General features: G+C 61.8%; 30 protein-coding genes. 29 read left to right on the top strand and 1 reads right to left on the bottom strand.

The annotated features are described in order from the left end of the window. Positions 1 to 9: 9 nt before the first annotated feature. From nusG to U8330_RS10460, 8 genes are all read left to right on the top strand, one after another. Complete coding sequence (gene nusG / locus U8330_RS10495) at positions 10 to 540, top strand: transcription termination/antitermination protein NusG (RefSeq protein ID WP_323105233.1); 531 nt, start codon at positions 10 to 12, stop codon at positions 538 to 540. Between the two features lie 239 nt (positions 541 to 779). Next, positions 780 to 1,211: a 50S ribosomal protein L11 gene (gene rplK, locus U8330_RS10490; RefSeq protein ID WP_323105232.1), complete on the top strand. Its 432-nt coding sequence runs from the start codon at positions 780 to 782 to the stop codon at positions 1,209 to 1,211. A 2-nt stretch (positions 1,212 to 1,213) separates the two neighbouring features. After that, positions 1,214 to 1,912: a 50S ribosomal protein L1 gene (gene rplA, locus U8330_RS10485; RefSeq protein ID WP_323105231.1), complete on the top strand. Its 699-nt coding sequence runs from the start codon at positions 1,214 to 1,216 to the stop codon at positions 1,910 to 1,912. A gap of 323 nt (positions 1,913 to 2,235) precedes the next feature. Beyond that, positions 2,236 to 2,757 carry a 50S ribosomal protein L10 gene (rplJ, locus tag U8330_RS10480; protein ID WP_323105230.1) on the top strand — a complete coding sequence of 174 codons (522 nt, stop codon included), beginning with the start codon at positions 2,236 to 2,238 and terminating at the stop codon, positions 2,755 to 2,757. 59 nt (positions 2,758 to 2,816) lie between these two features. Then, positions 2,817 to 3,194 carry a 50S ribosomal protein L7/L12 gene (gene rplL / locus U8330_RS10475; protein ID WP_323105229.1) on the top strand — a complete coding sequence of 126 codons (378 nt, stop codon included), beginning with the start codon at positions 2,817 to 2,819 and terminating at the stop codon, positions 3,192 to 3,194. Positions 3,195 to 3,455: 261 nt separating this feature from the next. After that, entirely contained in the window at positions 3,456 to 7,595 is a 4,140-nt protein-coding gene (rpoB, locus tag U8330_RS10470) for a DNA-directed RNA polymerase subunit beta (RefSeq protein WP_323105228.1), read from the top strand. A 169-nt stretch (positions 7,596 to 7,764) separates the two neighbouring features. Next, positions 7,765 to 11,970 (top strand): DNA-directed RNA polymerase subunit beta', encoded by a 4,206-nt coding sequence (rpoC, locus tag U8330_RS10465; RefSeq protein ID WP_323105227.1) that lies wholly within the window; start codon positions 7,765 to 7,767, stop codon positions 11,968 to 11,970. 21 nt (positions 11,971 to 11,991) lie between these two features. Further along, positions 11,992 to 12,123 carry a hypothetical protein gene (locus U8330_RS10460; RefSeq protein ID WP_323105226.1) on the top strand — a complete coding sequence of 44 codons (132 nt, stop codon included), beginning with the start codon at positions 11,992 to 11,994 and terminating at the stop codon, positions 12,121 to 12,123. Here U8330_RS10460 and U8330_RS10455 read toward each other — a convergent pair. Further along, complete coding sequence (locus tag U8330_RS10455; RefSeq protein ID WP_323105225.1) at positions 12,107 to 12,403, bottom strand: transcriptional regulator; 297 nt, start codon at positions 12,401 to 12,403, stop codon at positions 12,107 to 12,109. The two genes, U8330_RS10460 and U8330_RS10455, sit on opposite strands and share 17 nt — an antisense overlap. 557 nt (positions 12,404 to 12,960) lie before the next feature. On the opposite strand from U8330_RS10455, the gene rpsL reads away from it, so the two are divergent. The 21 genes from rpsL to rplF all read left to right on the top strand — a co-directional run bounded on the left by rpsL (position 12,961) and on the right by rplF (position 25,665). Next, positions 12,961 to 13,332, top strand: coding sequence for a 30S ribosomal protein S12 (gene rpsL / locus U8330_RS10450; RefSeq protein ID WP_003507760.1), 372 nt, complete (start codon positions 12,961 to 12,963; stop codon positions 13,330 to 13,332). Positions 13,333 to 13,389: 57 nt separating this feature from the next. After that, on the top strand, positions 13,390 to 13,860 hold the full coding sequence (gene rpsG / locus U8330_RS10445) for a 30S ribosomal protein S7 (RefSeq protein ID WP_323105224.1): 471 nt from the start codon (positions 13,390 to 13,392) through the stop codon (positions 13,858 to 13,860). A 30-nt stretch (positions 13,861 to 13,890) separates the two neighbouring features. Further along, positions 13,891 to 15,990, top strand: a complete 2,100-nt coding sequence (gene fusA / locus U8330_RS10440; RefSeq protein WP_323105223.1) for an elongation factor G — start codon at positions 13,891 to 13,893, stop codon at positions 15,988 to 15,990. A gap of 65 nt (positions 15,991 to 16,055) precedes the next feature. Beyond that, positions 16,056 to 17,231 carry an elongation factor Tu gene (gene tuf / locus U8330_RS10435; RefSeq protein WP_323105222.1) on the top strand — a complete coding sequence of 392 codons (1,176 nt, stop codon included), beginning with the start codon at positions 16,056 to 16,058 and terminating at the stop codon, positions 17,229 to 17,231. Between the two features lie 146 nt (positions 17,232 to 17,377). Next, a complete protein-coding gene (gene rpsJ, locus U8330_RS10430) occupies positions 17,378 to 17,686 on the top strand; it encodes a 30S ribosomal protein S10 (protein ID WP_003547547.1) in 309 nt (102 codons plus the stop codon). A gap of 227 nt (positions 17,687 to 17,913) precedes the next feature. After that, positions 17,914 to 18,609, top strand: a complete 696-nt coding sequence (rplC, locus tag U8330_RS10425) for a 50S ribosomal protein L3 (protein WP_323105208.1) — start codon at positions 17,914 to 17,916, stop codon at positions 18,607 to 18,609. Beyond that, a complete protein-coding gene (gene rplD / locus U8330_RS10420) occupies positions 18,609 to 19,229 on the top strand; it encodes a 50S ribosomal protein L4 (protein WP_323105207.1) in 621 nt (206 codons plus the stop codon). Before rplC ends, rplD begins: the two co-directional genes overlap by 1 nt. Next, entirely contained in the window at positions 19,226 to 19,519 is a 294-nt protein-coding gene (locus tag U8330_RS10415) for a 50S ribosomal protein L23 (RefSeq protein ID WP_323105206.1), read from the top strand. The genes rplD and U8330_RS10415 overlap by 4 nt, the downstream gene beginning before the upstream one ends. A gap of 58 nt (positions 19,520 to 19,577) precedes the next feature. After that, complete coding sequence (gene rplB / locus U8330_RS10410) at positions 19,578 to 20,414, top strand: 50S ribosomal protein L2 (RefSeq protein WP_323105205.1); 837 nt, start codon at positions 19,578 to 19,580, stop codon at positions 20,412 to 20,414. Between the two features lie 15 nt (positions 20,415 to 20,429). Beyond that, complete coding sequence (gene rpsS / locus U8330_RS10405; RefSeq protein ID WP_075627127.1) at positions 20,430 to 20,708, top strand: 30S ribosomal protein S19; 279 nt, start codon at positions 20,430 to 20,432, stop codon at positions 20,706 to 20,708. A 2-nt stretch (positions 20,709 to 20,710) separates the two neighbouring features. After that, positions 20,711 to 21,100, top strand: coding sequence for a 50S ribosomal protein L22 (gene rplV / locus U8330_RS10400; protein ID WP_323105203.1), 390 nt, complete (start codon positions 20,711 to 20,713; stop codon positions 21,098 to 21,100). Beyond that, a complete protein-coding gene (gene rpsC, locus U8330_RS10395; RefSeq protein WP_323105202.1) occupies positions 21,100 to 21,834 on the top strand; it encodes a 30S ribosomal protein S3 in 735 nt (244 codons plus the stop codon). The genes rplV and rpsC overlap by 1 nt, the downstream gene beginning before the upstream one ends. 38 nt (positions 21,835 to 21,872) lie before the next feature. Beyond that, complete coding sequence (rplP, locus tag U8330_RS10390; RefSeq protein WP_323105201.1) at positions 21,873 to 22,286, top strand: 50S ribosomal protein L16; 414 nt, start codon at positions 21,873 to 21,875, stop codon at positions 22,284 to 22,286. Positions 22,287 to 22,296: 10 nt separating this feature from the next. Beyond that, the gene (rpmC, locus tag U8330_RS10385; protein WP_323105200.1) at positions 22,297 to 22,497 is read left to right on the top strand and encodes a 50S ribosomal protein L29; all 201 of its coding nucleotides are present in this window, start codon (positions 22,297 to 22,299) and stop codon (positions 22,495 to 22,497) included. Positions 22,498 to 22,509: 12 nt separating this feature from the next. After that, positions 22,510 to 22,752 carry a 30S ribosomal protein S17 gene (gene rpsQ, locus U8330_RS10380; RefSeq protein WP_323105199.1) on the top strand — a complete coding sequence of 81 codons (243 nt, stop codon included), beginning with the start codon at positions 22,510 to 22,512 and terminating at the stop codon, positions 22,750 to 22,752. Positions 22,753 to 23,097: 345 nt separating this feature from the next. After that, the gene (gene rplN / locus U8330_RS10375; protein ID WP_029620133.1) at positions 23,098 to 23,466 is read left to right on the top strand and encodes a 50S ribosomal protein L14; all 369 of its coding nucleotides are present in this window, start codon (positions 23,098 to 23,100) and stop codon (positions 23,464 to 23,466) included. A gap of 14 nt (positions 23,467 to 23,480) precedes the next feature. Next, complete coding sequence (rplX, locus tag U8330_RS10370; protein WP_323105198.1) at positions 23,481 to 23,789, top strand: 50S ribosomal protein L24; 309 nt, start codon at positions 23,481 to 23,483, stop codon at positions 23,787 to 23,789. Further along, a complete protein-coding gene (gene rplE / locus U8330_RS10365) occupies positions 23,782 to 24,342 on the top strand; it encodes a 50S ribosomal protein L5 (protein ID WP_323105197.1) in 561 nt (186 codons plus the stop codon). Before rplX ends, rplE begins: the two co-directional genes overlap by 8 nt. A 31-nt stretch (positions 24,343 to 24,373) precedes the next feature. Then, positions 24,374 to 24,679, top strand: a complete 306-nt coding sequence (rpsN, locus tag U8330_RS10360) for a 30S ribosomal protein S14 (protein ID WP_323105196.1) — start codon at positions 24,374 to 24,376, stop codon at positions 24,677 to 24,679. A 12-nt stretch (positions 24,680 to 24,691) separates the two neighbouring features. Next, positions 24,692 to 25,090, top strand: a complete 399-nt coding sequence (gene rpsH, locus U8330_RS10355) for a 30S ribosomal protein S8 (protein WP_323105195.1) — start codon at positions 24,692 to 24,694, stop codon at positions 25,088 to 25,090. 41 nt (positions 25,091 to 25,131) lie between these two features. After that, positions 25,132 to 25,665 (top strand): 50S ribosomal protein L6, encoded by a 534-nt coding sequence (gene rplF / locus U8330_RS10350; RefSeq protein ID WP_323105194.1) that lies wholly within the window; start codon positions 25,132 to 25,134, stop codon positions 25,663 to 25,665. Positions 25,666 to 25,670: the final 5 nt, after the last annotated feature.

Raw genomic sequence — 25,670 nt, 5'->3', positions numbered from 1 at the left:
GGGATGAACATGGCTTCGCGTTGGTACATCGTCCACGCCTATTCGAATTTTGAGAAGAAGGTCGCCGAGTCGATCGAGGAGAAGGCGAAGCAGAAGGGTCTGACCCATCTGTTCGAGAAGATCCTTGTTCCGACCGAGAAGGTCGTCGAGGTTCGTCGCGGCCGCAAGGTCGATGCCGAGCGCAAGTTCTTCCCCGGCTATGTTCTGGTTCGTGCGAACCTGACGGATGAGGCCTATCACCTCATCAAGAACACGCCGAAGGTCACCGGGTTCCTTGGCTCCGACAACAAGCCGGTTCCGATCCCGGACTACGAAGCCGAGCGCATCCTCGGCCAGGTTCAGGACGGCGTCGATCGTCCCAAGCCCTCGATCTCCTTCGAGATCGGCGAACAGGTGCGGGTCTCCGATGGCCCCTTCGCCTCGTTCAACGGCACGGTCCAGGATGTGGACGAGGAGCGGTCGCGCCTCAAGGTCGAGGTGTCGATCTTCGGTCGCGCCACGCCGGTCGATCTGGAATTTGCGCAGGTCGAGAAGGTTTGACGATCTGACACGGAATGGAAGCCGGCCGCGCGAGCGTCCGGCTTTCGGCGGCGTTGCCGCCACAGCGCGTGGAAGGCGAGGGGCCTTCAAGCCGGGTCTCTTTCGAGCCGCACCACGCAACCGCAGCCGCCGCTGAGCCCGAGAGGCCGGCGGCATAGGGGCCGGGCAACCGGCCATCACGGCCTGCCGACGCCTCCTTGCGAGGTTGAAGCGCAGGCTCAAGACAAAGGCAGAGAGCAATGGCTAAGAAAGTCGCCGGTCAGCTCAAGCTTCAGGTCAAGGCAGGGTCGGCCAATCCGTCTCCGCCGATCGGTCCTGCGCTTGGTCAGCGTGGCATCAACATCATGGAATTCTGCAAGGCGTTCAATGCCGCTACGCAGGAAATGGAAAAGGGTATGCCGATCCCGGTCGTCATCACCTATTACCAGGACAAGTCGTTCACCTTCGCGATGAAGCAGCCGCCGGTCAGCTACTTCCTCAAGAAGGAAGCCAAGATCACCTCCGGCTCCAAGACGCCGGGCAAGGGTGGCTTTGCAGGCAAGCTCACCAAGGCTCAGATCAAGTCGATCGCCGAAGCCAAGATGAAGGACCTGAATGCCGCTGACATCGACGGTGCAATGACCATGATCGAGGGCTCTGCCCGCGCCATGGGTCTGGAAGTGGTGGGCTGATCATGGCGAAGGTAGCAAAGCGCATCCAGAAGATCCGCGAAGGCGTTGATCCGACCAAGACCTACGGCCTCACCGAGGCTGTCTCGATGGTCAAGGAACGGGCTGTCGCCAAGTTCGACGAAACCATCGAAGTCGCCATGAACCTCGGCGTCGATCCGCGTCATGCCGACCAGATGGTCCGCGGCGTGGTCAACCTGCCTAACGGCACCGGTCGCGACGTTCGCGTCGCCGTCTTCGCGCGTGGCGCCAAGGCTGACGAAGCCAAGGCCGCCGGCGCAGACGTCGTCGGTGCGGAAGATCTCGTCGAGATCGTCCAGGGCGGCAAGATCGATTTCGATCGCTGCATCGCCACTCCGGACATGATGCCGCTCGTCGGCCGCCTCGGTAAGGTGCTCGGCCCGCGCGGCATGATGCCGAACCCGAAGGTCGGCACCGTGACCATGGACGTCGCCGGCGCCGTCAAGGCATCGAAGGGCGGCGCAGTCGAGTTCCGCGTCGAGAAGGCAGGCATCGTGCATGCCGGCATCGGCAAGGCCTCCTTCGCACCGGCCGCTCTGGAAGAGAACATCCGCGCTTTCGCGGATGCCGTGATCAAGGCGAAGCCGACGGGTGCCAAGGGCAACTACGTCAAGCGCGTCGCGATCTCCTCGACCATGGGTCCGGGCGTCAAGATCGATCCGTCGACGCTGAGCGTCGCCTGATCGCACGAGCCGGCCATCGGTCGGCGCGCATGAATTCCGGCCCTTCGGGGCCGGATATCCGGGCTCTCAAAGGCCCGGAACTCCTGTCCGAGATTGCAGGTGGTTATCCCTTAATCACTTTTGCCTGCATGAGACGGGTGAGACCCGAAATTTCGGTGCCTCCGGGCACTTTCGGTTCGAACCTCGGCTTGCCTTGTGAGCGCTGTCAGCGCTTCGCAGGGGACAGGATCCTCGAGCGTCGCTCGGGATCGGTTTCGGTCCCGCGCGGCAAAGGCAAACCCGGCAGGCCTGCAGGATTGCGGTCTGCCAACTGGAGATAGGCAGTGGAAAGAGCGGAAAAACGCGAATTCGTCACGGAGCTGAACGAAGTCTTCAAGGCTTCCGGTTCGGTTGTCGTGGCCCACTATGCCGGCGTCACCGTTGCGCAAATGAACGACTTCCGTTCGAAGATGCGCGCTGCGGGCGGCACCGTCAAAGTCGCGAAGAACCGCCTGGCCAAGATTGCCCTTCAGGGTACGGAGTCCGAAGGGATCGTCGATCTCTTCAAGGGCCAGACGCTGATTGCTTACAGCGTCGACCCGATCGTGGCTCCCAAGGTCACCGTGGATTTCGCCAAGACCAACGACAAGGTCGTTGTTCTGGGCGGCGCCATGGGAACGACAACGCTCAATGCGGAAGCTGTCAAGTCGCTTGCGACCCTGCCTTCGCTGGACGAGCTGCGTGGCAGGTTGCTGGGCATGATCCAGACCCCGGCCACCCGGATCGCGGGCGTTGTTGCGGCACCGGCAAGCCAGCTTGCCCGCGTGTTCGCGGCCTATGCCAAGAAGGACGAAGAAGCCGCGTGAGGCGGTTTTTCGCTGTTTACATCAACATCGGTTCGAACTGAACAAAAGGACTAAAGACAATGGCTGATCTCTCTAAGATCGTTGAAGACCTCTCCTCGCTGACCGTTCTGGAAGCTGCAGAACTGTCGAAGATGCTCGAAGAAAAGTGGGGCGTTTCCGCCGCTGCTCCGGTTGCCGTTGCTGCTGCCGGCGGTGGTGCCGCTGCTGCTCCGGCTGAAGAAGAAAAGACCGAGTTCGACGTCATCCTCGCTGATGCCGGCGCGAACAAGATCAACGTCATCAAGGAAGTCCGCGCGATCACCGGCCTTGGCCTCAAGGAAGCCAAGGACCTGGTCGAAGCTGCTCCGAAGGCCGTCAAGGAAGGCGTGTCCAAGGGCGAAGCTGCCGACCTCAAGAAGAAGCTCGAAGACGCTGGCGCCAAGGTCGACGTCAAGTAATCGTGCTCCATATCAGGGGGAGGCGGCCCGAAAGGGCTGCCTCTCTTTGACCGTTTTCCGAACGTATTACCCAAAAGCCCTTGATTGAGGCTTTTGGGTAATGGGTTCTCAAGAGGATGGTTCCGGCCGAAGGCAGCTCAGCAATCCGCGCTGTGCGTTTTCGGACGTTGAACGAGATTGAGCCACTCATGTCGACGGGGCCGACTGGCCATCTGTTCCCGTCCGTTGCAGGCCCGGATGCAAAACATTGAAGGAGCGACGATGGCTCAGACCCTTTCGTTCAACGGTCGTAGGCGCGTACGCAAGTTTTTCGGCAAAATCCCTGAAGTGGCAGAAATGCCGAACCTCATCGAGGTTCAGAAGGCCTCCTACGACCAGTTCCTGATGGTTGACGAGCCGGTCGGCGGCCGTCCCGAGGAAGGGCTGCAGGCCGTCTTCAAGTCCGTCTTCCCCATCACCGACTTCTCGGGCGCTTCGATGCTCGAATTCGTGTCCTACGAATTCGAACCGCCGAAGTTCGACGTCGACGAGTGCCGTCAGCGCGATCTGACCTATGCAGCGCCGCTTAAGGTGACGCTGCGCCTCATCGTGTTCGATATCGACGAGGATACCGGCGCGAAGTCGATCAAGGACATCAAGGAACAGAACGTCTACATGGGCGACATGCCGCTCATGACGAACAACGGCACGTTCATCGTCAACGGCACCGAGCGCGTCATCGTTTCGCAGATGCACCGTTCGCCGGGCGTGTTCTTCGACCATGACAAGGGCAAGAGCCATTCCTCCGGCAAGCTGCTCTTCGCAGCCCGCGTCATCCCCTATCGCGGCTCCTGGCTCGACATCGAGTTCGACGCCAAGGACATCGTGCATGCGCGCATCGACCGTCGCCGCAAGATCCCCGTCAGCTCGCTCCTGATGGCGCTCGGCATGGATGGCGAGGAGATCCTCGACACCTTCTACACGAAGTCCTTCTACCAGCGTGACGGTAAGGGCTGGCGCATTCCCTTCCAGCCGAACGCGCTGAAGGGCCAGAAGGCGCTGACCGACCTGATCGACGCCGATACCGGCGAAGTCGTGGTCGAATCCGGCAAGAAGCTGACGCCGCGCCTGCTCCGCCAGCTGTCGGAGAAGGGCCTGAAGGCGATCAAGGCCAGCGACGACGATCTCTACGGCAACTACCTTGCCGAAGACCTCGTCAACATGCAGACGGGCGAAATCTTCCTCGAAGCCGGCGACGAGATCGACGAGAAGACTCTCGGCGTCATCCTCGGCGCAGGGTTCGAAGAAATCCCGGTTCTCGACATCGACCATATCAATGTCGGCGCCTACATCCGCAACACGCTCGCCGTCGACAAGAACGAGAACCGTCAGGACGCTCTGTTCGACATCTACCGCGTCATGCGCCCGGGCGAGCCGCCGACCATGGATTCGGCCGAAGCCATGTTCAACACGCTGTTTTTCGATCCGGAGCGCTACGATCTCTCCGCCGTCGGCCGCGTGAAGATGAACATGCGTCTCGACCTCGACGCCGCCGACACCGTGCGCATCCTGCGCAAGGAAGACATTCTGGCTGTCGTCAAGATGCTGGTCGAGCTGCGTGACGGCAAGGGCGAGATCGACGACATCGACAACCTCGGCAACCGCCGCGTCCGTTCGGTCGGCGAGCTCATGGAGAACCAGTATCGCCTGGGTCTTCTGCGCATGGAGCGCGCCATCAAGGAGCGCATGTCGTCGATCGAGATCGACACGGTCATGCCGCAGGACCTGATCAACGCCAAGCCGGCGGCTGCCGCCGTGCGCGAATTCTTCGGCTCCTCGCAGCTGTCGCAGTTCATGGACCAGGTGAACCCGCTCTCGGAAATCACCCACAAGCGCCGTCTTTCGGCACTTGGCCCGGGCGGTCTGACCCGCGAGCGCGCCGGCTTCGAAGTCCGCGACGTTCACCCGACCCATTATGGCCGCATCTGCCCGATCGAGACGCCGGAAGGCCCGAACATCGGTCTGATCAACTCGCTCGCCACCTTTGCCCGCGTCAACAAGTACGGCTTCATCGAAAGCCCGTACCGCAAGATCGTCGACGGCAAGGTGACGAAGGACGTCGTCTATCTCTCCGCCATGGAAGAGGCCAAGTACCATGTCGCCCAGGCGAATTCGGTGCTGACCGCCGACAATGAATTCGAGGAAGAATTCGTCGTCTGCCGCCATGCCGGCGAAGTGATGCTCGCGCCGCGCGATCAGATCAACCTGATGGACGTCTCGCCGAAGCAGCTCGTCTCCGTCGCCGCCGCTCTCATCCCGTTCCTCGAGAACGACGATGCGAACCGCGCGCTGATGGGCTCGAACATGCAGCGCCAGGCCGTGCCGCTTCTGCGTGCCGAAGCGCCGTTCGTGGGCACCGGGATGGAGCCGATCGTTGCGCGTGACTCCGGTGCTGCGATCGCGGCGCGCCGCGGCGGCATCGTCGACCAGGTCGACGCGACCCGTATCGTCATCCGCGCCACGGAAGATCTCGAAGCCGGCAAGTCCGGCGTTGATATCTACCGCCTGCAGAAGTTCCAGCGGTCGAACCAGAACACCTGCGTCAACCAGCGTCCGCTGGTCACCGTCGGCGACGTTCTGAACAAGGGCGACATCATTGCCGACGGCCCGTCGACGGATCTCGGCGATCTGGCGCTCGGCCGCAACGCACTCGTCGCCTTCATGCCCTGGAACGGCTACAACTACGAAGACTCGATCCTGCTTTCCGAGCGGATCGTGCGCGACGACGTGTTCACCTCCATCCACATCGAGGAATTCGAAGTGATGGCGCGTGACACGAAGCTGGGTCCGGAAGAAATCACCCGCGACATTCCGAACGTCTCGGAAGAAGCGCTGAAGAATCTGGACGAAGCCGGCATCGTCTATATCGGTGCGGAAGTGCAGCCGGGCGATATCCTGGTCGGCAAGATCACGCCGAAGGGCGAAAGCCCGATGACGCCGGAAGAAAAGCTCCTGCGCGCCATCTTCGGCGAAAAGGCATCGGATGTGCGCGACACCTCCATGCGCATGCCGCCCGGCACCTTCGGCACCATCGTCGAAGTGCGCGTCTTCAACCGCCACGGGGTGGAAAAGGACGAGCGCGCCATGGCGATCGAGCGCGAGGAAATCGAGCGCCTGGCCAAGGACCGCGACGACGAACAGGCGATCCTGGACCGCAACGTCTATGCCCGTCTGATCGACATGCTGCGTGGCCACGTGGCCGTCGCCGGCCCGAAGGGCTTCAAGAAGGGCACGGAACTGACCAATGCGGTTGTGTCCGAATATCCCCGCTCGCAGTGGTGGATGTTTGCCGTCGAGGACGAGAAGGCCCAAGGCGAGATTGAAGCGCTGCGTGGTCAGTACGACGAGTCCAAGTCGCTGCTCGAGCATCGCTTCATGGACAAGGTCGAGAAGGTCCAGCGCGGCGATGAAATGCCCCCGGGCGTCATGAAGATGGTCAAGGTCTTCGTCGCTGTGAAGCGCAAGATCCAGCCGGGCGACAAGATGGCGGGCCGTCACGGCAACAAGGGCGTCGTCTCCCGCATCGTGCCGATCGAGGACATGCCGTTCCTCGAAGACGGGACGCATGTGGACGTCGTTCTCAACCCGCTCGGCGTGCCCTCGCGCATGAATGTCGGCCAGATCCTCGAGACCCACCTTGGCTGGGCCTGCGCGGGCATGGGCCGCCAGATCGGCGATATGCTGGATGCCTACAAGGCAGGCGGCAGCATCGAGCCGCTGCGCGACACCATCGACAGCGTCATCGGGTCCGGTCCGAAGGGCGAGCCGATCAAGCAGTATGACGACGAGTCCATCGTTCGCCTTGCCGAACAGACCCGCCGCGGCGTCTCCATCGCCACGCCCGTCTTCGACGGCGCGGTCGAGAAGGACGTCAACGAGATGCTTGCGCAGGCAGGCCTGAAGGTCACCGGTCAGTCCACGCTCTATGACGGGCGTACGGGCGACCAGTTCGACCGGCAGGTCACCGTCGGCTACATCTACATGCTGAAGCTCAACCACTTGGTGGACGACAAGATCCACGCCCGTTCGATCGGCCCCTACTCGCTGGTCACCCAGCAGCCGCTCGGCGGCAAGGCGCAGTTCGGCGGTCAGCGCTTCGGCGAAATGGAGGTCTGGGCGCTGGAAGCCTATGGTGCGGCCTACACGCTGCAGGAGATGCTCACGGTCAAGTCGGACGACGTGGCCGGCCGTACGAAGGTCTACGAGGCCATCGTGCGCGGCGACGACACCTTCGAGGCCGGCATTCCCGAGAGCTTCAACGTTCTCGTCAAGGAAATGCGCTCGCTGGGTCTCTCGGTCGAGCTCGAGAACTCCAAGCTGGAAGACGTGCCGGCAACCCAGCTGCCGGACGCGGCTGAATAAGGATCGAAAAGGCGCGTGCCGCTCCTCTGCGGCGCGCGCTGCCCACCCGATGAGGGCAGGGCAGGGCCGCTCGAACGAGCGGCGTCATCCGATAGACGAGCAGGGCCGGCGCCCGGGAAAGCCGGCAACCCGCTCATGATAAGGGCGTCACGCCCACAAGGAGACAGGCATGAACCAAGAGGTCATGAATCTTTTCAATCCGCAGGTGCCTGCACAGACCTTTGATTCCATCCGCATCTCGATCGCCTCGCCGGAAAAGATCCTTTCCTGGTCCTATGGCGAGATCAAGAAGCCGGAAACGATCAACTACCGCACGTTCAAGCCGGAGCGCGACGGTCTCTTCTGCGCGCGCATCTTCGGGCCGATCAAGGACTACGAGTGCCTGTGCGGCAAGTACAAGCGCATGAAGTACAAGGGCATCATCTGCGAAAAGTGCGGCGTCGAAGTCACGTTGTCGCGCGTTCGCCGCGAGCGCATGGGCCATATCGAGCTCGCCGCTCCCGTTGCCCATATCTGGTTCCTGAAGTCGCTGCCGAGCCGCATCGCCACGCTGCTCGACATGACGCTGAAGGATATCGAGCGCGTTCTCTATTTCGAGAACTACATCGTCACCGAACCAGGCCTGACCTCGCTCAAGGAGAACCAGCTTCTCTCCGAGGAGGAGTACATGCTGGCCGTCGACGAGTTCGGCGAAGACCAGTTCACGGCGATGATCGGCGCGGAAGCCATCTATGAGATGCTCGCCGCGATGAATCTCGAAAAGATCGCGGGCGATCTGCGTTCGGACATGGCGGATACCACGTCCGAGCTAAAGCAGAAGAAGCTGATGAAGCGCCTGAAGATCGTCGAGAACTTCATGGAATCCGGCAACCGTCCGGAATGGATGATCATGAAGGTCGTTCCGGTGATCCCGCCGGATCTGCGTCCGCTCGTGCCGCTCGATGGCGGCCGCTTCGCGACGTCGGATCTCAACGATCTCTATCGCCGGGTCATCAACCGCAACAATCGTTTGAAGCGGCTGATCGAACTGCGGGCGCCGGGCATCATCATCCGCAACGAAAAGCGCATGCTGCAGGAATCCGTCGATGCGCTGTTCGACAACGGCCGTCGCGGCCGCGTCATCACGGGGGCCAACAAGCGCCCGCTGAAGTCGCTCTCCGACATGCTGAAGGGCAAGCAGGGCCGGTTCCGCCAGAACCTGCTCGGCAAGCGCGTCGACTATTCCGGCCGCTCGGTCATCGTGACCGGCCCGGAGCTGAAGCTGCACCAGTGCGGCCTGCCGAAGAAGATGGCGCTCGAGCTGTTCAAGCCGTTCATCTATGCCCGTCTTGACGCCAAGGGCTTCTCCTCGACCGTCAAGCAGGCCAAGAAGCTGGTCGAGAAGGAAAAGCCGGAAGTCTGGGATATCCTCGATGAGGTCATCCGCGAGCATCCGGTTCTCTTGAACCGCGCACCGACGCTGCACCGCTTGGGCATCCAGGCCTTCGAACCGACGCTCGTCGAAGGCAAGGCCATCCAGCTGCATCCGCTCGTCTGCACGGCCTTCAACGCCGACTTCGACGGCGACCAGATGGCCGTTCACGTGCCGCTGTCGCTCGAAGCCCAGCTCGAAGCCCGCGTGCTGATGATGTCGACCAACAACATCCTGCATCCGGCAAACGGCGCGCCGATCATCGTGCCGTCGCAGGACATGGTTCTCGGCCTCTACTATCTCTCGATCATGAACCAGAACGAGCCGGGCGAAGGCATGGCCTTCTCCGACATCGGCGAGCTGCATCATGCTCTCGAGACCAAGTCGGTCACGCTGCACGCCAAGATCCGCGGTCGCTACAAGACGGTCGACGAGAACGGCAATCCGGTCTCGAAGATCTATGAGACGACGCCCGGTCGCATGCTCATCGGCGAACTTCTGCCGAAGAGCGCCAATGTGCCGTTCGATGTCTGCAACCAGGAACTGACCAAGAAGAACATCTCCAAGATGATCGACACGGTCTACCGTCATTGCGGCCAGAAGGACACGGTCATCTTCTGCGACCGGATCATGCAGCTCGGCTTTGCCCATGCCTGCCGCGCCGGCATTTCGTTCGGCAAGGACGACATGGTGATCCCGGAAACCAAGGCGAAGATCGTCGGCGACACCGAAAATCTCGTCAAGGAATACGAGCAGCAGTACAATGACGGCCTGATCACCCAGGGCGAGAAGTACAACAAGGTCGTCGACGCCTGGGGCAAGGCCACCGAAAAAGTCGCCGAAGACATGATGGCGCGCATCAAGGCGGTGGAGTTCGACGACAACGGTCGCCAGAAGCCGATGAACGCCATCTACATGATGTCGCACTCTGGCGCCCGCGGTTCGCCGAACCAGATGCGCCAGCTCGGCGGCATGCGCGGCCTGATGGCCAAGCCCTCCGGTGAAATCATCGAGACGCCGATCATCTCGAACTTCAAGGAAGGCCTGACGGTTAACGAGTACTTCAACTCCACCCACGGCGCCCGCAAGGGTCTCGCGGATACGGCGCTGAAGACGGCGAACTCCGGCTACCTGACCCGTCGTCTCGTCGACGTCGCGCAGGATTGCATCGTCAACTCGACCGATTGCGGCACCGAGAACGGCCTCACCATGACCGCCATCGTCGATGCCGGCCAGGTGGTTGCCTCGATCGGCGCGCGCGTCCTTGGCCGCACCGCACTCGACAACATCGACCACCCGATCACCGGCGAGCGCATCGTCGATGCCGGCCGCATGATCCTCGAGGCCGATGTCATCGAGATCGAAAAGGCGGGCATCCAGTCGATCCGCATCCGCTCGGCGCTGACCTGCGAAGTGCAGACCGGCGTCTGCGGCGTCTGCTACGGTCGCGACCTGGCACGCGGCACGCCCGTCAACATGGGCGAAGCCGTGGGCGTCATCGCGGCCCAGTCGATCGGCGAGCCGGGCACCCAGCTCACCATGCGCACCTTCCACCTCGGCGGCACCGCCAACGTGGTCGACCAGTCGTTCCTCGAAGCCTCCTACGAGGGCACGATCCAGATCAAGAACCGCAACATGCTGCGCAACTCCGAAGGCGTTCTCATCGCCATGGGCCGCAACATGGCGATCCAGATCCTGGACGAGCGTGGCGTGGAACGGTCCTCTCAGCGCGTGGCCTATGGCTCGAAGATCTTCGTGGACGACGGCGACAAGGTTCGCCGCGGTCAGCGTCTGGCGGAATGGGATCCCTATACCCGCCCGATGATGACGGAAGTCGAAGGCACCGTTCACTTCGAAGACATCGTCGACGGCATCTCGGTGCTGGAAGCGACCGACGAAGCGACCGGCATCACCAAGCGCCAGGTCATCGACTGGCGCTCGACGCCGCGCGGCACGGACCTGAAGCCGGCGATCGTCATCAAGGACAAAAACGGCGCGGTTGCCAAGCTGTCCCGCGGTGGCGAAGCCCGCTTCATGCTCTCGGTCGATGCGATCCTGTCGGTCGAGCCGGGTCAGAAGGTCTCCCAGGGTGACGTTCTGGCACGCTCGCCGCTCGAAAGCGCCAAGACCAAGGACATTACCGGCGGTCTGCCGCGTGTGGCCGAACTCTTCGAGGCGCGTCGTCCGAAGGACCATGCGATCATCGCCGAGATCGACGGCACCATCCGCTTCGGCCGCGACTACAAGAACAAGCGTCGCGTGCTGATCGAGCCGGCGGAAGACGGTGTCGAGCCGGTCGAGTACCTGATCCCGAAGGGCAAGCCCTTCCACCTTCAGGACGGCGACTATATCGAAAAGGGTGACTACATCCTCGACGGTAACCCGGCGCCGCACGACATCCTGGCGATCAAGGGCGTGGAGGCTCTGGCCTCCTACCTCGTCAACGAGATCCAGGAAGTCTACCGCCTGCAGGGCGTTGTCATCAACGACAAGCACATCGAGGTGATCGTTCGCCAGATGCTGCAGAAGGTCGAAATCACCGATGCCGGTGACTCGACCTACATCGTGGGCGACAGCGTCGACCGGATCGAACTGGAAGATGTCAACGATCAACTGATTGAACAGGGCAAGAAGCCGGCCTACGGCGAGCCTGTCCTGCTCGGCATCACAAAGGCCTCGCTGCAGACCCCGTCCTTCATCTCGGCCGCGTCCTTCCAGGAAACGACCAAGGTGCTGACGGAAGCGGCGATCGCCGGCAAGACCGACGGCCTGCAGGGCCTGAAGGAAAACGTCATCGTCGGCCGTCTGATCCCGGCCGGTACCGGTGGCACCATGACCCAGATCCGTCGCATCGCCACCGCGCGCGACGAGATGATCCTGGAGGAACGCCGCAAGTCCTCGGGCGCGGACACCGCGACCCCGATGCTGGCCGACCTCAACGCAGACACGACCCCGGCAGAATAAGCCGGGGCAAGGAGTGCAGGCATGAAGAAAGCCGCCCGGAGCGATCCGGGCGGCTTTTTTGGTATTCGTTCAGAAGCAGTCGAACAGCGCGGTGCGCAGCTCGCGCATCAAACGTGGTCGAGTGGAGGCATGGGCATTATCCAAACCGGATGATCGCGACTTCACCCGTCAGGGCGCCCTTGTAGGCCGAAGCATGCGGCTCTTCGTCAGGCTCGCCTTCCAGCACGCCGATCTGGTCGAGGTCGGCTTCGAGGAAGCCTTCGTCGGCGAGCGCGTTCAGGGCCTCGCGGACGGCGGTGTCGTCATCGGGGGCGCGCAGGATGACGTGGATATCCACGCCTTCTTCGCCGGTCTCCTTTTCGAAGGCCTTGCCGATGATGATGAAGACCATGGGCCCATCGGAATTGTTGTCGTTGTCGGGGATGACGCTCATGGCAGGTCCTTGCTGACTGTCCGGGAGGGTAATGTTCGACCTATAGCAGAAGATCCGGCCGCCACAATTCGTTCCCGGAAAAACAACCGTGCCGGCATCGATTCTCGCCAAGCCCCTGTCAAAGCGATTCCCGCGGCGGGGAACGGAATGGCCGCGCCCATGGCTAGCGAGTGGGGCCGCATCCACCGCAAAAACCAGCTCGAAAGCCCTGTTTCTCGGGGTTGGCGTGCGATCGGCGGGGAGAATCTTGTGCCTGAACCCTTGACGGGGAGGGGTGAAATCAGTAAACCCCGCCCCATCGGAGCCCATGTGAGGCTGGCTGGTTCGGAACGACGCGTTCTGGAGTTCGCCTCAAACAAGGTTCAAACGCACGCTGAAGACCAAGAATGCTGCACGCACGACGCCGTTTTGAAGCGGCGTCCTCTGCTTTGGTGGGGCCATCCGCGAAAAGGCGGATCGGCCCTTGTTTTGCGCATTTGCACGCGTTCGCGCCCGCCGGAGACGGCATCGATCCGCCCGAAAGGGCATTGAGATTAAGATTTGCAAGGGATGGTTCTATGCCTACCGTAAACCAGCTGATCCGCAAGCCGCGTCAGGCACAGGTCAAGCGCAACAAGGTCCCGGCTCTGCAGGAAAACCCGCAGAAGCGTGGCGTCTGCACCCGCGTCTACACGACGACGCCGAAGAAGCCGAACTCGGCTCTGCGTAAGGTCGCCAAGATCCGTCTGACCAATGGCTTCGAAGTCATCGGCTATATTCCAGGCGAAGGCCACAACCTGCAGGAACACTCCGTCGTCATGATCCGTGGCGGCCGCGTCAAGGACTTGCCGGGCGTTCGCTACCACATCATCCGCGGCGTTCTCGACACCCAGGGCGTCAAGAACCGCAAGCAGCGCCGCTCCAAGTACGGCGCGAAGCGTCCGAAGTAATCGATCACCGGCGCCATTTCGCCGGGCAAACAAAGATAAAGTTGAGAGACGAAACCTATGTCCCGTCGCCACAGTGCAGAAAAGCGTGAGATCAACCCGGATCCGAAGTTCGGTGATCTGGTCGTCACGAAGTTCATGAACGCCATCATGCTTCATGGTAAGAAGTCTGTTGCCGAAAACATCGTGTACGGTGCCTTCGATGCCGTTCAGGCGAAGATGAAGCAGGAACCGGTGACCGTGTTCCATTCGGCTCTCGACAACATCGCTCCCCATGTCGAAGTCCGCTCCCGCCGCGTCGGCGGTGCGACCTACCAGGTTCCGGTCGATGTGCGTCCGGAGCGCCGTCAGGCTCTCGCCATCCGCTGGCTGATCTCCGCTGCCCGCAAGCGCAATGAAACGACCATGATCGATCGCCTCTGCGGCGAACTCATGGATGCCGCCAACAACCGCGGCAGCGCTGTGAAGAAGCGTGAAGACACCCACAAGATGGCTGACGCCAACCGCGCTTTCTCGCACTACCGCTGGTAATCGACGACATCTTTCGAAAGGCAGTCCATCATGGCTCGCGAATATAAAATCGAAGACTACCGCAACTTCGGCATCATGGCGCATATCGACGCCGGCAAGACGACGACGACCGAGCGGATTCTTTACTACACCGGCAAGTCGCACAAGATCGGCGAAGTGCACGACGGCGCTGCCACCATGGACTGGATGGAGCAGGAGCAGGAACGCGGCATCACCATCACCTCTGCCGCCACCACGACCTTCTGGAAGGGCCGTGACGGCAAGATGCGCCGCTTCAACATCATCGACACCCCCGGCCATGTCGACTTCACCATCGAAGTCGAGCGTTCGCTGCGCGTTCTCGACGGCGCGATCGCCCTCCTCGACGCCAATGCCGGCGTCGAGCCGCAGACCGAAACCGTGTGGCGCCAGGCTGAAAAGTACAACGTCCCGCGGATGATCTTCTGCAACAAGATGGACAAGACCGGTGCGGACTTCTACCGCTCGGTGTCGATGATCAAGTCGCGCCTCGGCGCGATTCCGGTCGTCATGCAGCTGCCGATCGGCGCTGAAAGCGACTTCAAGGGCGTGATCGACCTCGTCGAGATGAACGCGCTCGTCTGGCGCGACGAATCGCTCGGCGCCCAGTGGGATGTCGTCGAGATTCCAGAAGACATGAAGGCCCAGGCCGAGGAATATCGCGAAAAGCTGATCGAGACCGTTGTCGAGATCGACGAAGACGCGATGGAAGCCTATCTGAACGGCGATATGCCGGACAACGACAAGATCCGTGCGCTGGTTCGCCGTGGCACGATCGACGTCAAGTTCCACCCGATGTTCTGCGGCACGGCCTTCAAGAACAAGGGCGTTCAGCCGCTGCTCGACGCTGTCGTCGACTACCTGCCGTCGCCGATCGACATTCCGGCGATCAAGGGCATCGACGTGAAGACGGAAGGCGAAATCGAGCGTCATGCCGATGATGCCGAGCCGCTTTCCATGCTCGCCTTCAAGATCATGAACGACCCCTTCGTCGGTTCGCTCACCTTCGCCCGCATCTATTCCGGCAAGCTCGAAAAGGGCTCGTCGGTCATGAACACGGTCAAGGAAAAGCGCGAGCGCGTCGGCCGCATGCTGCAGATGCACTCCAACTCGCGTGAAGACATCGAAGAAGCCTTTGCTGGCGACATCGTTGCTCTCGCCGGTCTCAAGGAAACCACGACGGGCGACACGCTCTGCGATCCGCTGAAGCCGGTCATCCTCGAGCGCATGGAATTCCCCGAGCCGGTCATCCAGATCGCGATCGAGCCGAAGTCCAAGGGCGACCAGGAAAAGATGGGCCTCGCGCTCAACCGCCTGGCGGCCGAAGACCCGTCCTTCCGCGTCAAGACCGACCAGGAATCCGGCCAGACGATCATCGCCGGCATGGGCGAACTGCACCTCGACATCATCGTCGACCGCATGCGTCGCGAGTTCAAGGTCGAGGCGAACGTCGGTGCGCCGCAGGTTGCCTACCGCGAAACCATCACGCGGAAGACCGAGAAGGACTACACGCACAAGAAGCAGACCGGTGGTACCGGCCAGTTCGCCCGCGTCAAGCTGGTGTTCGAACCCAATCCGGATGGCGAAGATTTCGTTTTCGAATCGAAGATCGTCGGCGGTTCCGTTCCGAAGGAATACATTCCCGGCGTCCAGAAGGGCATCGAGAGCGTTCTGTCCTCCGGTCCGCTGGCAGGCTTCCCGATGCTCGGCGTCAAGGCGACGCTGATCGACGGCGCCTTCCACGACGTCGACTCCTCGGTTCTCGCCTTCGAAATCGCGTCGCGTGCCTGCTTCCGTGAAGCATCCCGCGAAGCTGGCGCACAGCTGCTCGAGCCGATGATGAAGGTGGAGGTCGTGACGCCCGAAGATTACGTCGGTGACGTGATCGGCGACCTCAACTCCCGTCGCGGCCAGATCCAGGGCCAGGAAAGCCGCGGCGTTGCCGTGGTGATCAGCGCCAATGTGCCGCTTGCCAACATGTTCAAGTATGTCGACAACCTGCGCTCCATGAGCCAGGGCCGCGCCCAGTACTCGATGGTCTTCGACCATTACGCACCGGTCCCGAGCAATGTCGCCACCGAAATCCAGGCGAAGTACTCCGGTCAGAAGTGACCGGAGCGACCCTCTAGCCGCAACAGAATTCGACCCCTTCTGGGGCAAGAAATGGAGAGCCGAAAATGGCAAAGAGCAAGTTTGAGCGCAACAAGCCGCACGTGAACATCGGGACGATCGGTCACGTCGACCATGGCAAGACGTCGCTGACGGCGGCGATCACGAAGTATTTCGGCGAGTTCAAGGCGTATGACCAGATCGACGCGGCTCCGGAAGAAAAGGCCCGCGGCATCACCATCTCGACGGCTCACGTCGAATACGAGACGGCCAACCGTCACTATGCCCACGTCGACTGCCCCGGCCACGCCGACTATGTGAAGAACATGATCACCGGTGCTGCCCAGATGGACGGCGCGATCCTCGTCTGCTCGGCCGCCGACGGCCCGATGCCGCAGACCCGCGAGCACATCCTGCTCGCCCGTCAGGTCGGCGTTCCGGCGATCGTCGTGTTCCTGAACAAGGTCGACCAGGTTGACGACGCCGAGCTTCTCGAGCTCGTCGAGCTGGAAGTGCGCGAACTGCTGTCGTCCTACGACTTCCCCGGCGACGACATTCCGATCGTCAAGGGTTCGGCTCTGGCCGCTCTCGAAGACTCGGACAAGAAGATCGGCGAAGACGCGATCCGCGAGCTGATGGCTCAGGTCGACGCCTATATCCCGACCCCGGAACGTCCGATCGACCAGCCCTTCCTGATGCCGATCGAAGACGTGTTCTCGATCTCGGGCCGCGGTACGGTCGTGACCGGCCGCGTCGAGCGTGGCATCGTCAAGGTCGGCGAGGAAATCGAGATCGTCGGCATCCGTCCGACCACCAAGACGACCTGCACCGGCGTTGAAATGTTCCGCAAGCTGCTCGACCAGGGCCAGGCCGGCGACAACATCGGCGCGCTGCTGCGCGGCGTGAACCGTGACGGCGTCGAGCGTGGCCAGATTCTCTGCAAGCCGGGTTCGGTCAAGCCGCACAAGAAGTTCAAGGCCGAAGCCTACATCCTGACGAAGGAAGAAGGCGGCCGTCATACGCCGTTCTTCACGAACTATCGTCCGCAGTTCTACTTCCGCACGACGGACGTGACGGGCATCGTCACGCTTCCGGAAGGCACGGAAATGGTCATGCCGGGCGACAACGTCACGGTTGACGTCGAGCTGATCGTTCCGATCGCGATGGAAGAAAAGCTGCGCTTCGCTATCCGCGAAGGCGGCCGCACCGTCGGCGCCGGCATCGTCGCTTCGATCGTCGAGTAATCGACCGGGCGGGCAGGGCCGCTTGCCTCAAGCAGGGACGGGAGCTTCTCCGGTCCCTGCGTTTTTTGACAAAGAGCGGCCGGCCGTAACAATTTGAAGATTTGGCGTATGGCACTGCCATACGGAAACCAGCAAGGACTAGTCGAATGAACGGCCAGAATATCCGCATCCGCCTGAAGGCGTTCGATCACCGGATCCTCGATGCCTCCACGCGCGAAATCGTGTCGACCGCCAAGCGCACCGGCGCCAGCGTTCGCGGCCCGGTTCCGCTTCCCACGCGGATCGAGAAGTTCACCGTCAACCGCTCGCCCCACATCGACAAGAAGAGCCGCGAGCAGTTCGAGATGCGCACCCACAAGCGCCTTCTCGACATCGTCGATCCGACCCCCCAGACGGTCGACGCCCTGATGAAGCTCGACCTCGCCGCTGGTGTCGACGTCGAAATCAAGCTTTAAGTCCCGCGCGAGCGGCGATAGAAGGCCTCCGCAGGACAGAGTGTGATTCCGCTGCTTCGTGTGGCGGCGATCGGGCTCTTGCCGGCGGATATAACAAGGAAGGTACGTGAGCCCAAGGCTCAACGGCTTCCAGAAACGGGTGACCAAAGGCGGAAATGCCGGATGGAAGCCTTGAACAAGAGGCTGGAGGGGCTTGCCCCGACAGGGACTCGAAGAGGAATGAACCGATGCGTTCAGGTGTGATTGCACAGAAAGTGGGAATGACCCGGGTCTATAACGACGCCGGCGAACATATCCCGGTAACCGTCCTGCGGATGGAGAACTGCCAGGTCGTCTCTCACCGGACCGAAGAAAAGAACGGCTACGTTGCCGTTCAGCTCGGCGCCGGCCAGACGAAGGTCAAGAACACGACCAAGGCACAGCGCGGCCACTTCGCCGCTGCCAACGTCGAGCCGAAGGCCAAGCTCGTCGAATTCCGCGTGACCGAAGACAACCTGATCGACATCGGCGCCGAGCTGACGGCGTCCCATTTCGTCGCCGGCCAGCTGGTCGACGTCACGGGCACCTCGATCGGTAAGGGCTTCGCCGGCGCCATGAAGCGCCACAACTTCGGCGGTCTGCGTGCGACCCACGGCGTCTCGGTCTCGCACCGTTCGCATGGTTCGACCGGTTCCAACCAGGATCCGGGCCGCGTCTGGAAGGGCAAGCGCATGGCCGGCCACATGGGCCAGACCCGCATCACCACCCAAAACCTCGAAGTCGTATCCACCGATGAAGACCGCGGTCTGATCCTCGTCAAGGGTGCCGTTCCCGGCTCCAAGGGCTCCTGGATCGTCGTCCGCGACGCCATCAAGGCCAGCATCCCGGAAAACGCTCCGCGTCCGGCCGGTGTCCGTGCAGCAGCCAATGAGGGAGCCGAATAATGGATCTCACCGTCACCACCCTGGAAGGGAAGGACGCCGGCAAGGTCTCCCTCTCCGACGCCATCTTCGGCCTCGAGCCGCGTGAAGACATCATCGCCCGCGTTATTCGCTGGCAGCTCGCCAAGAAGCAGCAGGGCACGCACAAGACCCTGACGCGTGGCGAAGTGTCCCGCACGGGCGCCAAGATGTACAAGCAGAAGGGTACGGGCCGCGCCCGCCATCACTCTGCCCGCGCTCCGCAGTTCCGCGGCGGCGGCAAGGCCCACGGCCCGGTTGTCCGCAGCCACGAGCATGATCTTCCCAAGAAGGTCCGCGCGCTCGGCCTGCGTCACGCGCTTTCGGCCAAGGCAAAGGCTGCCGAACTGATCGTCGTCGACGACCTGGTTGCTGCCGAAGCCAAGACCAAGCTGCTGACGGGTCACTTCGCGACCCTCGGCCTCACCAATGCGCTGATCATCGGCGGCGCCGAGCTCGACAACAACTTCGCGCTCGCTGCCAAGAACATCCCGAACGTGGATGTGCTGCCGGTTCAGGGCATCAACGTGTACGACATTCTGCGCCGCGGCAAGCTCGTGCTTTCCAAGGCAGCGATCGAGGCTCTGGAGGAGCGGTTCAAGTGACGGATCTTCGCCATTACGATGTGATCGTCTCTCCGTCGATCACCGAAAAGTCGACGCTCATCTCCGAGCAGAACCAGATCGTGTTCAACGTCGCCAAGGGTGCCTCCAAGCCTGAGATCAAGGCTGCGGTCGAAGCATTGTTCGGCGTCAAGGTCATGGCCGTCAACACGCTTGTCCGCAAGGGCAAGACGAAGCGGTTCCGTGGTTTCGCCGGCCGGCAGAAGGACGTGAAGAAGGCGATCGTCACGCTTGCGGACGGTCAGTCGATCGACGTCTCCACCGGGCTCTAAGGTTTCGTCCAGCGCGGTTTGAACAACCCCTGACAAAGCCTCTCAAGGGAACAAGAAAATGGCATTGAAAAGCTACAATCCGACGACCCCGAGCCAGCGCCAGCTGGTCATCGTCGACCGGTCGGACCTCTGGAAGGGCAAGCCTGTCAAGGCGCTGACCCAGGGTCTGACCAAGAGCGGCGGTCGTAACAACCTCGGCCGTATCACCGCCCGCTTCATCGGCGGCGGTCACAAGCGGACCTACCGTCTGATCGACTTCAAGCGTCGCAAGTTCGACGTGGAAGGCACGGTCGAGCGTCTGGAATACGACCCGAACCGCACGGCCTTCATCGCGCTCATCACCTATGCGGACGGCGAGCAGGCCTACATCATCGCCCCGCAGCGCCTCGCCGTCGGCGACAAGGTCATCGCGTCCGAAAAGGCGGTTGACGTGAAGCCCGGCAATGCGATGCCGCTGCAGTACATCCCGGTCGGCTCCATCGTCCACAATGTGGAAATGAAGCCCGGCAAGGGTGGCCAGATCGCCCGTTCGGCCGGCACCTATGTGCAGCTGGTCGGTCGCGACCAGGGCATGGCGATCCTTCGCCTGAACTCGGGCGAACAGCGCCTCGTGCACGCCTCGTGCCTGGCCAGCGTCGGCGCCGTGTCGAACCCCGACCACGGCAACATCAACGACGGCAAGGCCGGTCGCACGCGCTGGCGCGGCAAGACCCCGCACAACCGCGGCGTTGTCATGAACCCCGTCGACCACCCGCACGGCGGTGGTGAAGGCCGCACCTCGGGTGGCCGTCATCCGGTCTCCCCGTGGGGCAAGCCGACCAAGGGCAAGCGCACCCGTTCGAACAAGTCGACCGACAAGTTCATCATGCGCTCGCGCCACCAGCGTAAGAAGTAAGAGAGGTAGTCTGAAATGGCTCGTTCAGTTTGGAAAGGTCCGTTCGTCGACGGCTATCTTCTCAAGAAGGCTGAGAAGGTGCGCGAAGGCGGCCGCAATGAAGTGATCAAGATCTGGAGCCGTCGCTCCACGATCCTGCCGCAGTTCGTCGGCCTGACCTTCGGTGTCTACAATGGCTCGAAGCATGTTCCGGTCAGCGTCAACGAAGACATGGTCGGTCACAAGTTCGGTGAATTCTCTCCGACCCGGACCTATTACGGTCACGGTGCGGACAAGAAGGCGAAGAGGAAGTAACGATGGCCAAGGCTAAAGCCGCACGCCGCCTGGCGGATAACGAGGCGCAGGCCGTCGCCCGCACGATCCGCGTCAGCCCGCAGAAGCTGAACCTGGTTGCCGCGATGATCCGCGGCAAGAAGGTTGATCGCGCCCTCGCTGAGCTGGAATTCTCCCGCAAGCGCATCGCCGGCACCGTCAAGAAGACGCTTGAATCGGCGATCGCGAACGCCGAAAACAACCACGACCTCGACGTCGACGCACTCGTCGTCGCGGAAGCGTTCGTCGGCAAGTCGATCACCATGAAGCGTTTCCACGCGCGTGGCCGCGGCCGCGCGTCGCGCATCGAAAAGCCGTTCGCCCACCTGACGATCGTCGTTCGTGAAGTGGAAGCCAAAGGGGAGGCCGCATAATGGGCCAGAAGATTAATCCGATCGGTTTCCGTCTCGGCATCAACCGGACCTGGGACAGCCGCTGGTTCGCGGACAATGCCGAATATGGTCAGCTGCTCCACGAAGACCTGAAGATCCGCAAGTATCTGATGGCCGAACTGAAGCAGGCCGGCATCTCCAAGGTGGTCATCGAGCGCCCGCACAAGAAGTGCCGCGTGACGATCCACTCGGCTCGCCCGGGCCTCATCATCGGCAAGAAGGGCGCGGACATCGAAAAGCTGCGTCGCAAGCTTTCCGAGATGACCAATTCCGAAACGCACCTCAACATCGTTGAAGTGCGTAAGCCGGAAGTGGACGCGACGCTCGTCGCCCAGTCGATCGCCCAGCAGCTCGAGCGCCGCGTGGCGTTCCGCCGCGCCATGAAGCGTTCGGTCCAGTCGGCCATGCGTCTCGGCGCCGAAGGCATCAAGATCACCTGCGCCGGCCGTCTCGGCGGTGCAGAAATCGCCCGGACCGAATGGTACCGCGAAGGCCGCGTTCCGCTGCACACGCTGCGGGCCGACATCGACTACGGCGTTGCCGAAGCCGAAACCGCCTTCGGGATCTGCGGCATCAAGGTCTGGATCTTCAAGGGCGAAATCCTCGAGCATGATCCGATGGCTTCGGAGCGTCGCGCGAGCGAGAATGACAGTCAGGGTCCGGGCAGCCGCGAACGCGGTGACCGCGATCGCGACCGTCGTCGTGAAAACGCGTAACAGTCGCGTTTGGCAGCCAATATCGGAGAAGTAAAAAAATGTTGCAGCCAAAGCGTACGAAATATCGCAAGCAGTTCAAGGGCCGCATCAAGGGTGTGGCCAAGGGCGGCTTCGATCTCGCATTCGGCGAATTCGGCCTGAAGTCGCTGGAGCCCAACCGCGTCAATGCACGCGAGATCGAGGCGGCCCGCCGCGCGATCACGCGTCATATGAAGCGTGCCGGCCGCGTCTGGATCCGCGTGTTCCCGGACGTTCCGGTCACTGCGAAGCCGACCGAAGTCCGCATGGGTAAGGGTAAGGGTTCGGTCGAATACTGGGCCTGCAAGGTCAAGCCCGGCCGCATGATGTTCGAAATCGACGGCGTGAGCGAAGAACTTGCTCGCGAAGCTCTTCGCCTCGGCGCGGCCAAGCTCTCCGTCAAGACGCGCTTCGTTCAGCGCATTGCGGAGTAAGGAGACCGAGATGAAAGCCAGTGACGTTCGGGCGCTCAGCGCCGATCAGCTCAACGACGAGCTTGCCAAGCTGAAGAAGGAGCAGTTCAACCTGCGCTTCCAGAAGGCGACCGGCCAGCTTGAGAAGTCGTCGCGCATCAACGAAGTCCGCAAGGACATCGCGCGCATCAAAACCATTGCCCGCCAGAAGGCGGCAGAAGCCAAGGCCTAAGGACCAAGAACAATGCCGAAACGCATTCTGCAGGGCACGGTTGTTTCCGACAAGAACGACAAGACCATCGTCGTTCGCGTCGAGCGCCGATTCGCACACCCGCTGCTCCAGAAGACCGTCCGCCGTTCCAAGAAGTACAAGGCGCATGACGAAGCCAACCAGTTCAAGGTCGGCGATGTCGTTTCCATCCAGGAATGCGCTCCGATCTCCAAGGACAAGCGCTGGACGGTCGTCACGACCTCTGCCGAGGCGTAAAGACGCCTGAGATGACGCGTTGGGCCTTGCGCCCGGCGCCGAATCCTGTATGAAGCAGCCACGGAACGCTCGGAGGGACGGGCGTTCTTTTGCTTTGAGCGCACGGAAGGTCCTGGTTTCAGGAAACCACCCTGGCAAAACCATCCCGCGCTGTCGCATGCCGTCTGCCTGGCGTTCACCGCCCGGACGGGAAATGCCAAAACAAGGCACTGTGTCGAAGAGGACCTTCTCCTCGGTGAGGGGAGGGCGCTGCGGCGCAGGTGATTTTTCATAGCTGGAACAGGGGAGCCCTGCCGCAAGGCGCAGCGCTCCAACCGGTCCGGTTCAACAAGAAGGCGACCTGACATGATTCAGATGCAAACAAACCTCGACGTGGCGGATAATTCCGGCGCACGTCGTGTCATGTGCATCAAGGTGCTGGGCGGCTCCAAGCGCAAATATGCTTCGGTCGGCGACGTGATCGTCGTGTCGATCAAGGAAGCTATTCCGCGCGGCCGCGTGAAGAAGGGCGACGTGATGAAGGCGGTCGTCGTTCGCACCGCCAAGGACATCCGCCGCGCCGACGGCAGCGTCATCCGCTTCGATAACAACGCAGCCGTTCTTATCGACAACAAGAAAGAGCCGATCGGCACCCGCATCTTCGGACCGGTTCCGCGCGAACTTCGCGCCAAGAACCACATGAAGATCATCTCGCTGGCTCCGGAAGTACTGTAAGGGAGCGACGAGAGATGAACAAGATTCGCAAGGGCGACAAGGTCGTCGTACTCGCCGGCAAGGACAAGGGCCGCACCGGCGAAGTTGTCCAGGTCATGCCGAAGGAAGATCGCGCGGTCGTGCGCGGCATCAATCTGGTCAAGCGCCACCAGCGCCAGACCCAGAGCCAGGAAGCCGGCATCATCACCAAGGAAGCGCCGATCCACCTGTCCAACATCGCGATCGCCGACAAGGACGGCAAGCCGACCCGCGTCGGTTTCCGGATCGAAGGCGACAAGAAGGTCCGCGTGGCCAAGCGTTCGGGAGAAGTGATCGATGTCTGACGCCAAGACCTACGAGCCGCGGCTCAAGAAGGAATACAACGAGCGGATCCGCGCGGCGATCAAGGAGAAGTTCTCCTACGCCAACGAGATGCAGATCCCGAAGCTCGAAAAGATCGTCATCAACATGGGCGTCGGCGAATCCACCGGCGACAGCAAGAAGCCGACCGTTGCGGCGGCCGATCTTGCAGCGATCGCCGGCCAGAAGCCGGTCATCACCCGTGCCCGCACCTCCATCGCCGGCTTCAAGCTGCGCGAAGGCATGCCGATCGGCGCAAAGGTCACCCTTCGCGGCGCCCGCATGTATGAGTTCCTGGACCGTCTCGTGAACATCGCTCTGCCGCGCGTTCGCGACTTCCGGGGCTTGAATCCGAAGTCCTTCGACGGCCGTGGCAACTTCGCCATGGGCATCAAGGAGCACATCGTGTTCCCCGAGATCAACTACGACAAGGTTGATCAGATGTGGGGCATGGACATCATCGTTTGCACGACGGCAAAGACGGACGAGGAAGCGCGGGCTCTGCTCACGGAATTCAACTTCCCGTTTCGCCAGTAAGCCGTAACGACAAGCAGAAGGATTACGTTTCATGGCGAAAACGAGCGCAGTCGAAAAGAACAAGCGCCGCCGCAAGACGGTTGCCCAGCAGGCCGGCAAGCGTGCCGAGCTGAAGGCAATCATCATGAACCAGTCTCTTCCGATCGAAGAGCGGTTCCAGGCAACTCTGAAGCTGGCAAGCCTGCCGCGTGACGGGTCGAAGACCCGCATTCGCAACCGTTGCGAAGTCACCGGCCGTCCGCGCGCCTATTACCGGAAGCTCAAGATGTCCCGTATCGCGCTGCGCGAACTCGGCAACTTCGGCCGGGTTCCGGGCATCGTGAAGTCGAGCTGGTAAGGAGACGGGCACATGACTATGACTGATCCCTTGGGCGATATGCTCACCCGTATCCGCAACGGTGCTGCCCGCCGCAAGTCCAGCGTCACGACGCCGGCCTCCAAGCTGCGCGCGCGCGTGCTCGACGTTCTCCAGGCCGAAGGCTACATCCGCGGCTATTCCGAAGTCGAATTCGACAACGGCAAGACCGAGCTCTCCATCGAGCTCAAGTACTATGAAGGTGCGTCCGTGATCCGCGAGATCGGCCGCGTCTCCAAGCCGGGCCGCCGGGTCTATGTCTCGGTCAAGTCCATTCCGCAGGTCGCGAACGGTCTCGGCATCACCATCCTTTCGACCCCGAAGGGTGTGATGGCTGATCACCAGGCACGCGAACAGAACGTTGGCGGCGAGGTTCTCTGCTCCGTATTCTAAGACGGATCAGGAATCTCCATAACGAACAGACAGGTTGAACAATGTCTCGTATCGGTAAAAAACCCGTTCAGGTTCCGGCCGGCGTCACCGCATCTGTCGAAGGACAGAAGGTCACCGCGAAGGGCCCGAAGGGCGAACTCGTCTTCGTCGCCAATGACGAAGTCTCCGTGAAGCTGGAAGACAACGCCGTTGTCGTCCAGCCGGTCGGCCAGACGAAGGATGCTCGGTCGAAGTGGGGCATGTCCCGCACGATGATCGAAAACCTCTTCAAGGGCGTCAAGGACGGTTACGAGCGCAAGCTCGAAATCAACGGCGTCGGTTATCGTGCGTCCATGCAGGGCAAGAACCTGCAGCTGGCGCTCGGTTTCAGCCACGACGTCGTCTATCAGACGCCGCAGGGCATCACGATCGCTGTCCCGAAGCCGACGGAAATCATCGTCTCCGGCATCAACAAGCAGCAGGTCGGCCAGGTCGCTGCCGAGATCCGCGAATATCGCGGTCCTGAGCCCTACAAGGGCAAGGGCGTCAAGTATGCGGAAGAGCGGATCGTCCGCAAAGAAGGCAAGAAGAAGTAAGGATC

This window comes from Rhizobium sp. CC-YZS058 (assembly GCF_034720595.1).
Classification (GTDB): domain Bacteria; phylum Pseudomonadota; class Alphaproteobacteria; order Rhizobiales; family Rhizobiaceae; genus Ferranicluibacter.
This window is presented reverse-complemented; position numbering and strand designations above follow the sequence as displayed.

Coding starts and splice junctions, on each gene's coding strand:
- nusG (WP_323105233.1), top strand. CDS start 10: ATGGCTTCGCGTTGGTACATCGTCCACGCCTATTCGAATTTTGAGAAG.
- rplK (WP_323105232.1), top strand. CDS start 780: ATGGCTAAGAAAGTCGCCGGTCAGCTCAAGCTTCAGGTCAAGGCAGGG.
- rplA (WP_323105231.1), top strand. CDS start 1,214: ATGGCGAAGGTAGCAAAGCGCATCCAGAAGATCCGCGAAGGCGTTGAT.
- rplL (WP_323105229.1), top strand. CDS start 2,817: ATGGCTGATCTCTCTAAGATCGTTGAAGACCTCTCCTCGCTGACCGTT.
- rpoB (WP_323105228.1), top strand. CDS start 3,456: ATGGCTCAGACCCTTTCGTTCAACGGTCGTAGGCGCGTACGCAAGTTT.
- rpoC (WP_323105227.1), top strand. CDS start 7,765: ATGAACCAAGAGGTCATGAATCTTTTCAATCCGCAGGTGCCTGCACAG.
- U8330_RS10460 (WP_323105226.1), top strand. CDS start 11,992: ATGAAGAAAGCCGCCCGGAGCGATCCGGGCGGCTTTTTTGGTATTCGT.
- U8330_RS10455 (WP_323105225.1), bottom strand. CDS start 12,403: ATGAGCGTCATCCCCGACAACGACAACAATTCCGATGGGCCCATGGTC.
- rpsL (WP_003507760.1), top strand. CDS start 12,961: ATGCCTACCGTAAACCAGCTGATCCGCAAGCCGCGTCAGGCACAGGTC.
- rpsG (WP_323105224.1), top strand. CDS start 13,390: ATGTCCCGTCGCCACAGTGCAGAAAAGCGTGAGATCAACCCGGATCCG.
- fusA (WP_323105223.1), top strand. CDS start 13,891: ATGGCTCGCGAATATAAAATCGAAGACTACCGCAACTTCGGCATCATG.
- tuf (WP_323105222.1), top strand. CDS start 16,056: ATGGCAAAGAGCAAGTTTGAGCGCAACAAGCCGCACGTGAACATCGGG.
- rpsJ (WP_003547547.1), top strand. CDS start 17,378: ATGAACGGCCAGAATATCCGCATCCGCCTGAAGGCGTTCGATCACCGG.
- rplC (WP_323105208.1), top strand. CDS start 17,914: ATGCGTTCAGGTGTGATTGCACAGAAAGTGGGAATGACCCGGGTCTAT.
- rplD (WP_323105207.1), top strand. CDS start 18,609: ATGGATCTCACCGTCACCACCCTGGAAGGGAAGGACGCCGGCAAGGTC.
- rplB (WP_323105205.1), top strand. CDS start 19,578: ATGGCATTGAAAAGCTACAATCCGACGACCCCGAGCCAGCGCCAGCTG.
- rpsS (WP_075627127.1), top strand. CDS start 20,430: ATGGCTCGTTCAGTTTGGAAAGGTCCGTTCGTCGACGGCTATCTTCTC.
- rplV (WP_323105203.1), top strand. CDS start 20,711: ATGGCCAAGGCTAAAGCCGCACGCCGCCTGGCGGATAACGAGGCGCAG.
- rpsC (WP_323105202.1), top strand. CDS start 21,100: ATGGGCCAGAAGATTAATCCGATCGGTTTCCGTCTCGGCATCAACCGG.
- rplP (WP_323105201.1), top strand. CDS start 21,873: ATGTTGCAGCCAAAGCGTACGAAATATCGCAAGCAGTTCAAGGGCCGC.
- rpmC (WP_323105200.1), top strand. CDS start 22,297: ATGAAAGCCAGTGACGTTCGGGCGCTCAGCGCCGATCAGCTCAACGAC.
- rpsQ (WP_323105199.1), top strand. CDS start 22,510: ATGCCGAAACGCATTCTGCAGGGCACGGTTGTTTCCGACAAGAACGAC.
- rplN (WP_029620133.1), top strand. CDS start 23,098: ATGATTCAGATGCAAACAAACCTCGACGTGGCGGATAATTCCGGCGCA.
- rplX (WP_323105198.1), top strand. CDS start 23,481: ATGAACAAGATTCGCAAGGGCGACAAGGTCGTCGTACTCGCCGGCAAG.
- rplE (WP_323105197.1), top strand. CDS start 23,782: ATGTCTGACGCCAAGACCTACGAGCCGCGGCTCAAGAAGGAATACAAC.
- rpsN (WP_323105196.1), top strand. CDS start 24,374: ATGGCGAAAACGAGCGCAGTCGAAAAGAACAAGCGCCGCCGCAAGACG.
- rpsH (WP_323105195.1), top strand. CDS start 24,692: ATGACTATGACTGATCCCTTGGGCGATATGCTCACCCGTATCCGCAAC.
- rplF (WP_323105194.1), top strand. CDS start 25,132: ATGTCTCGTATCGGTAAAAAACCCGTTCAGGTTCCGGCCGGCGTCACC.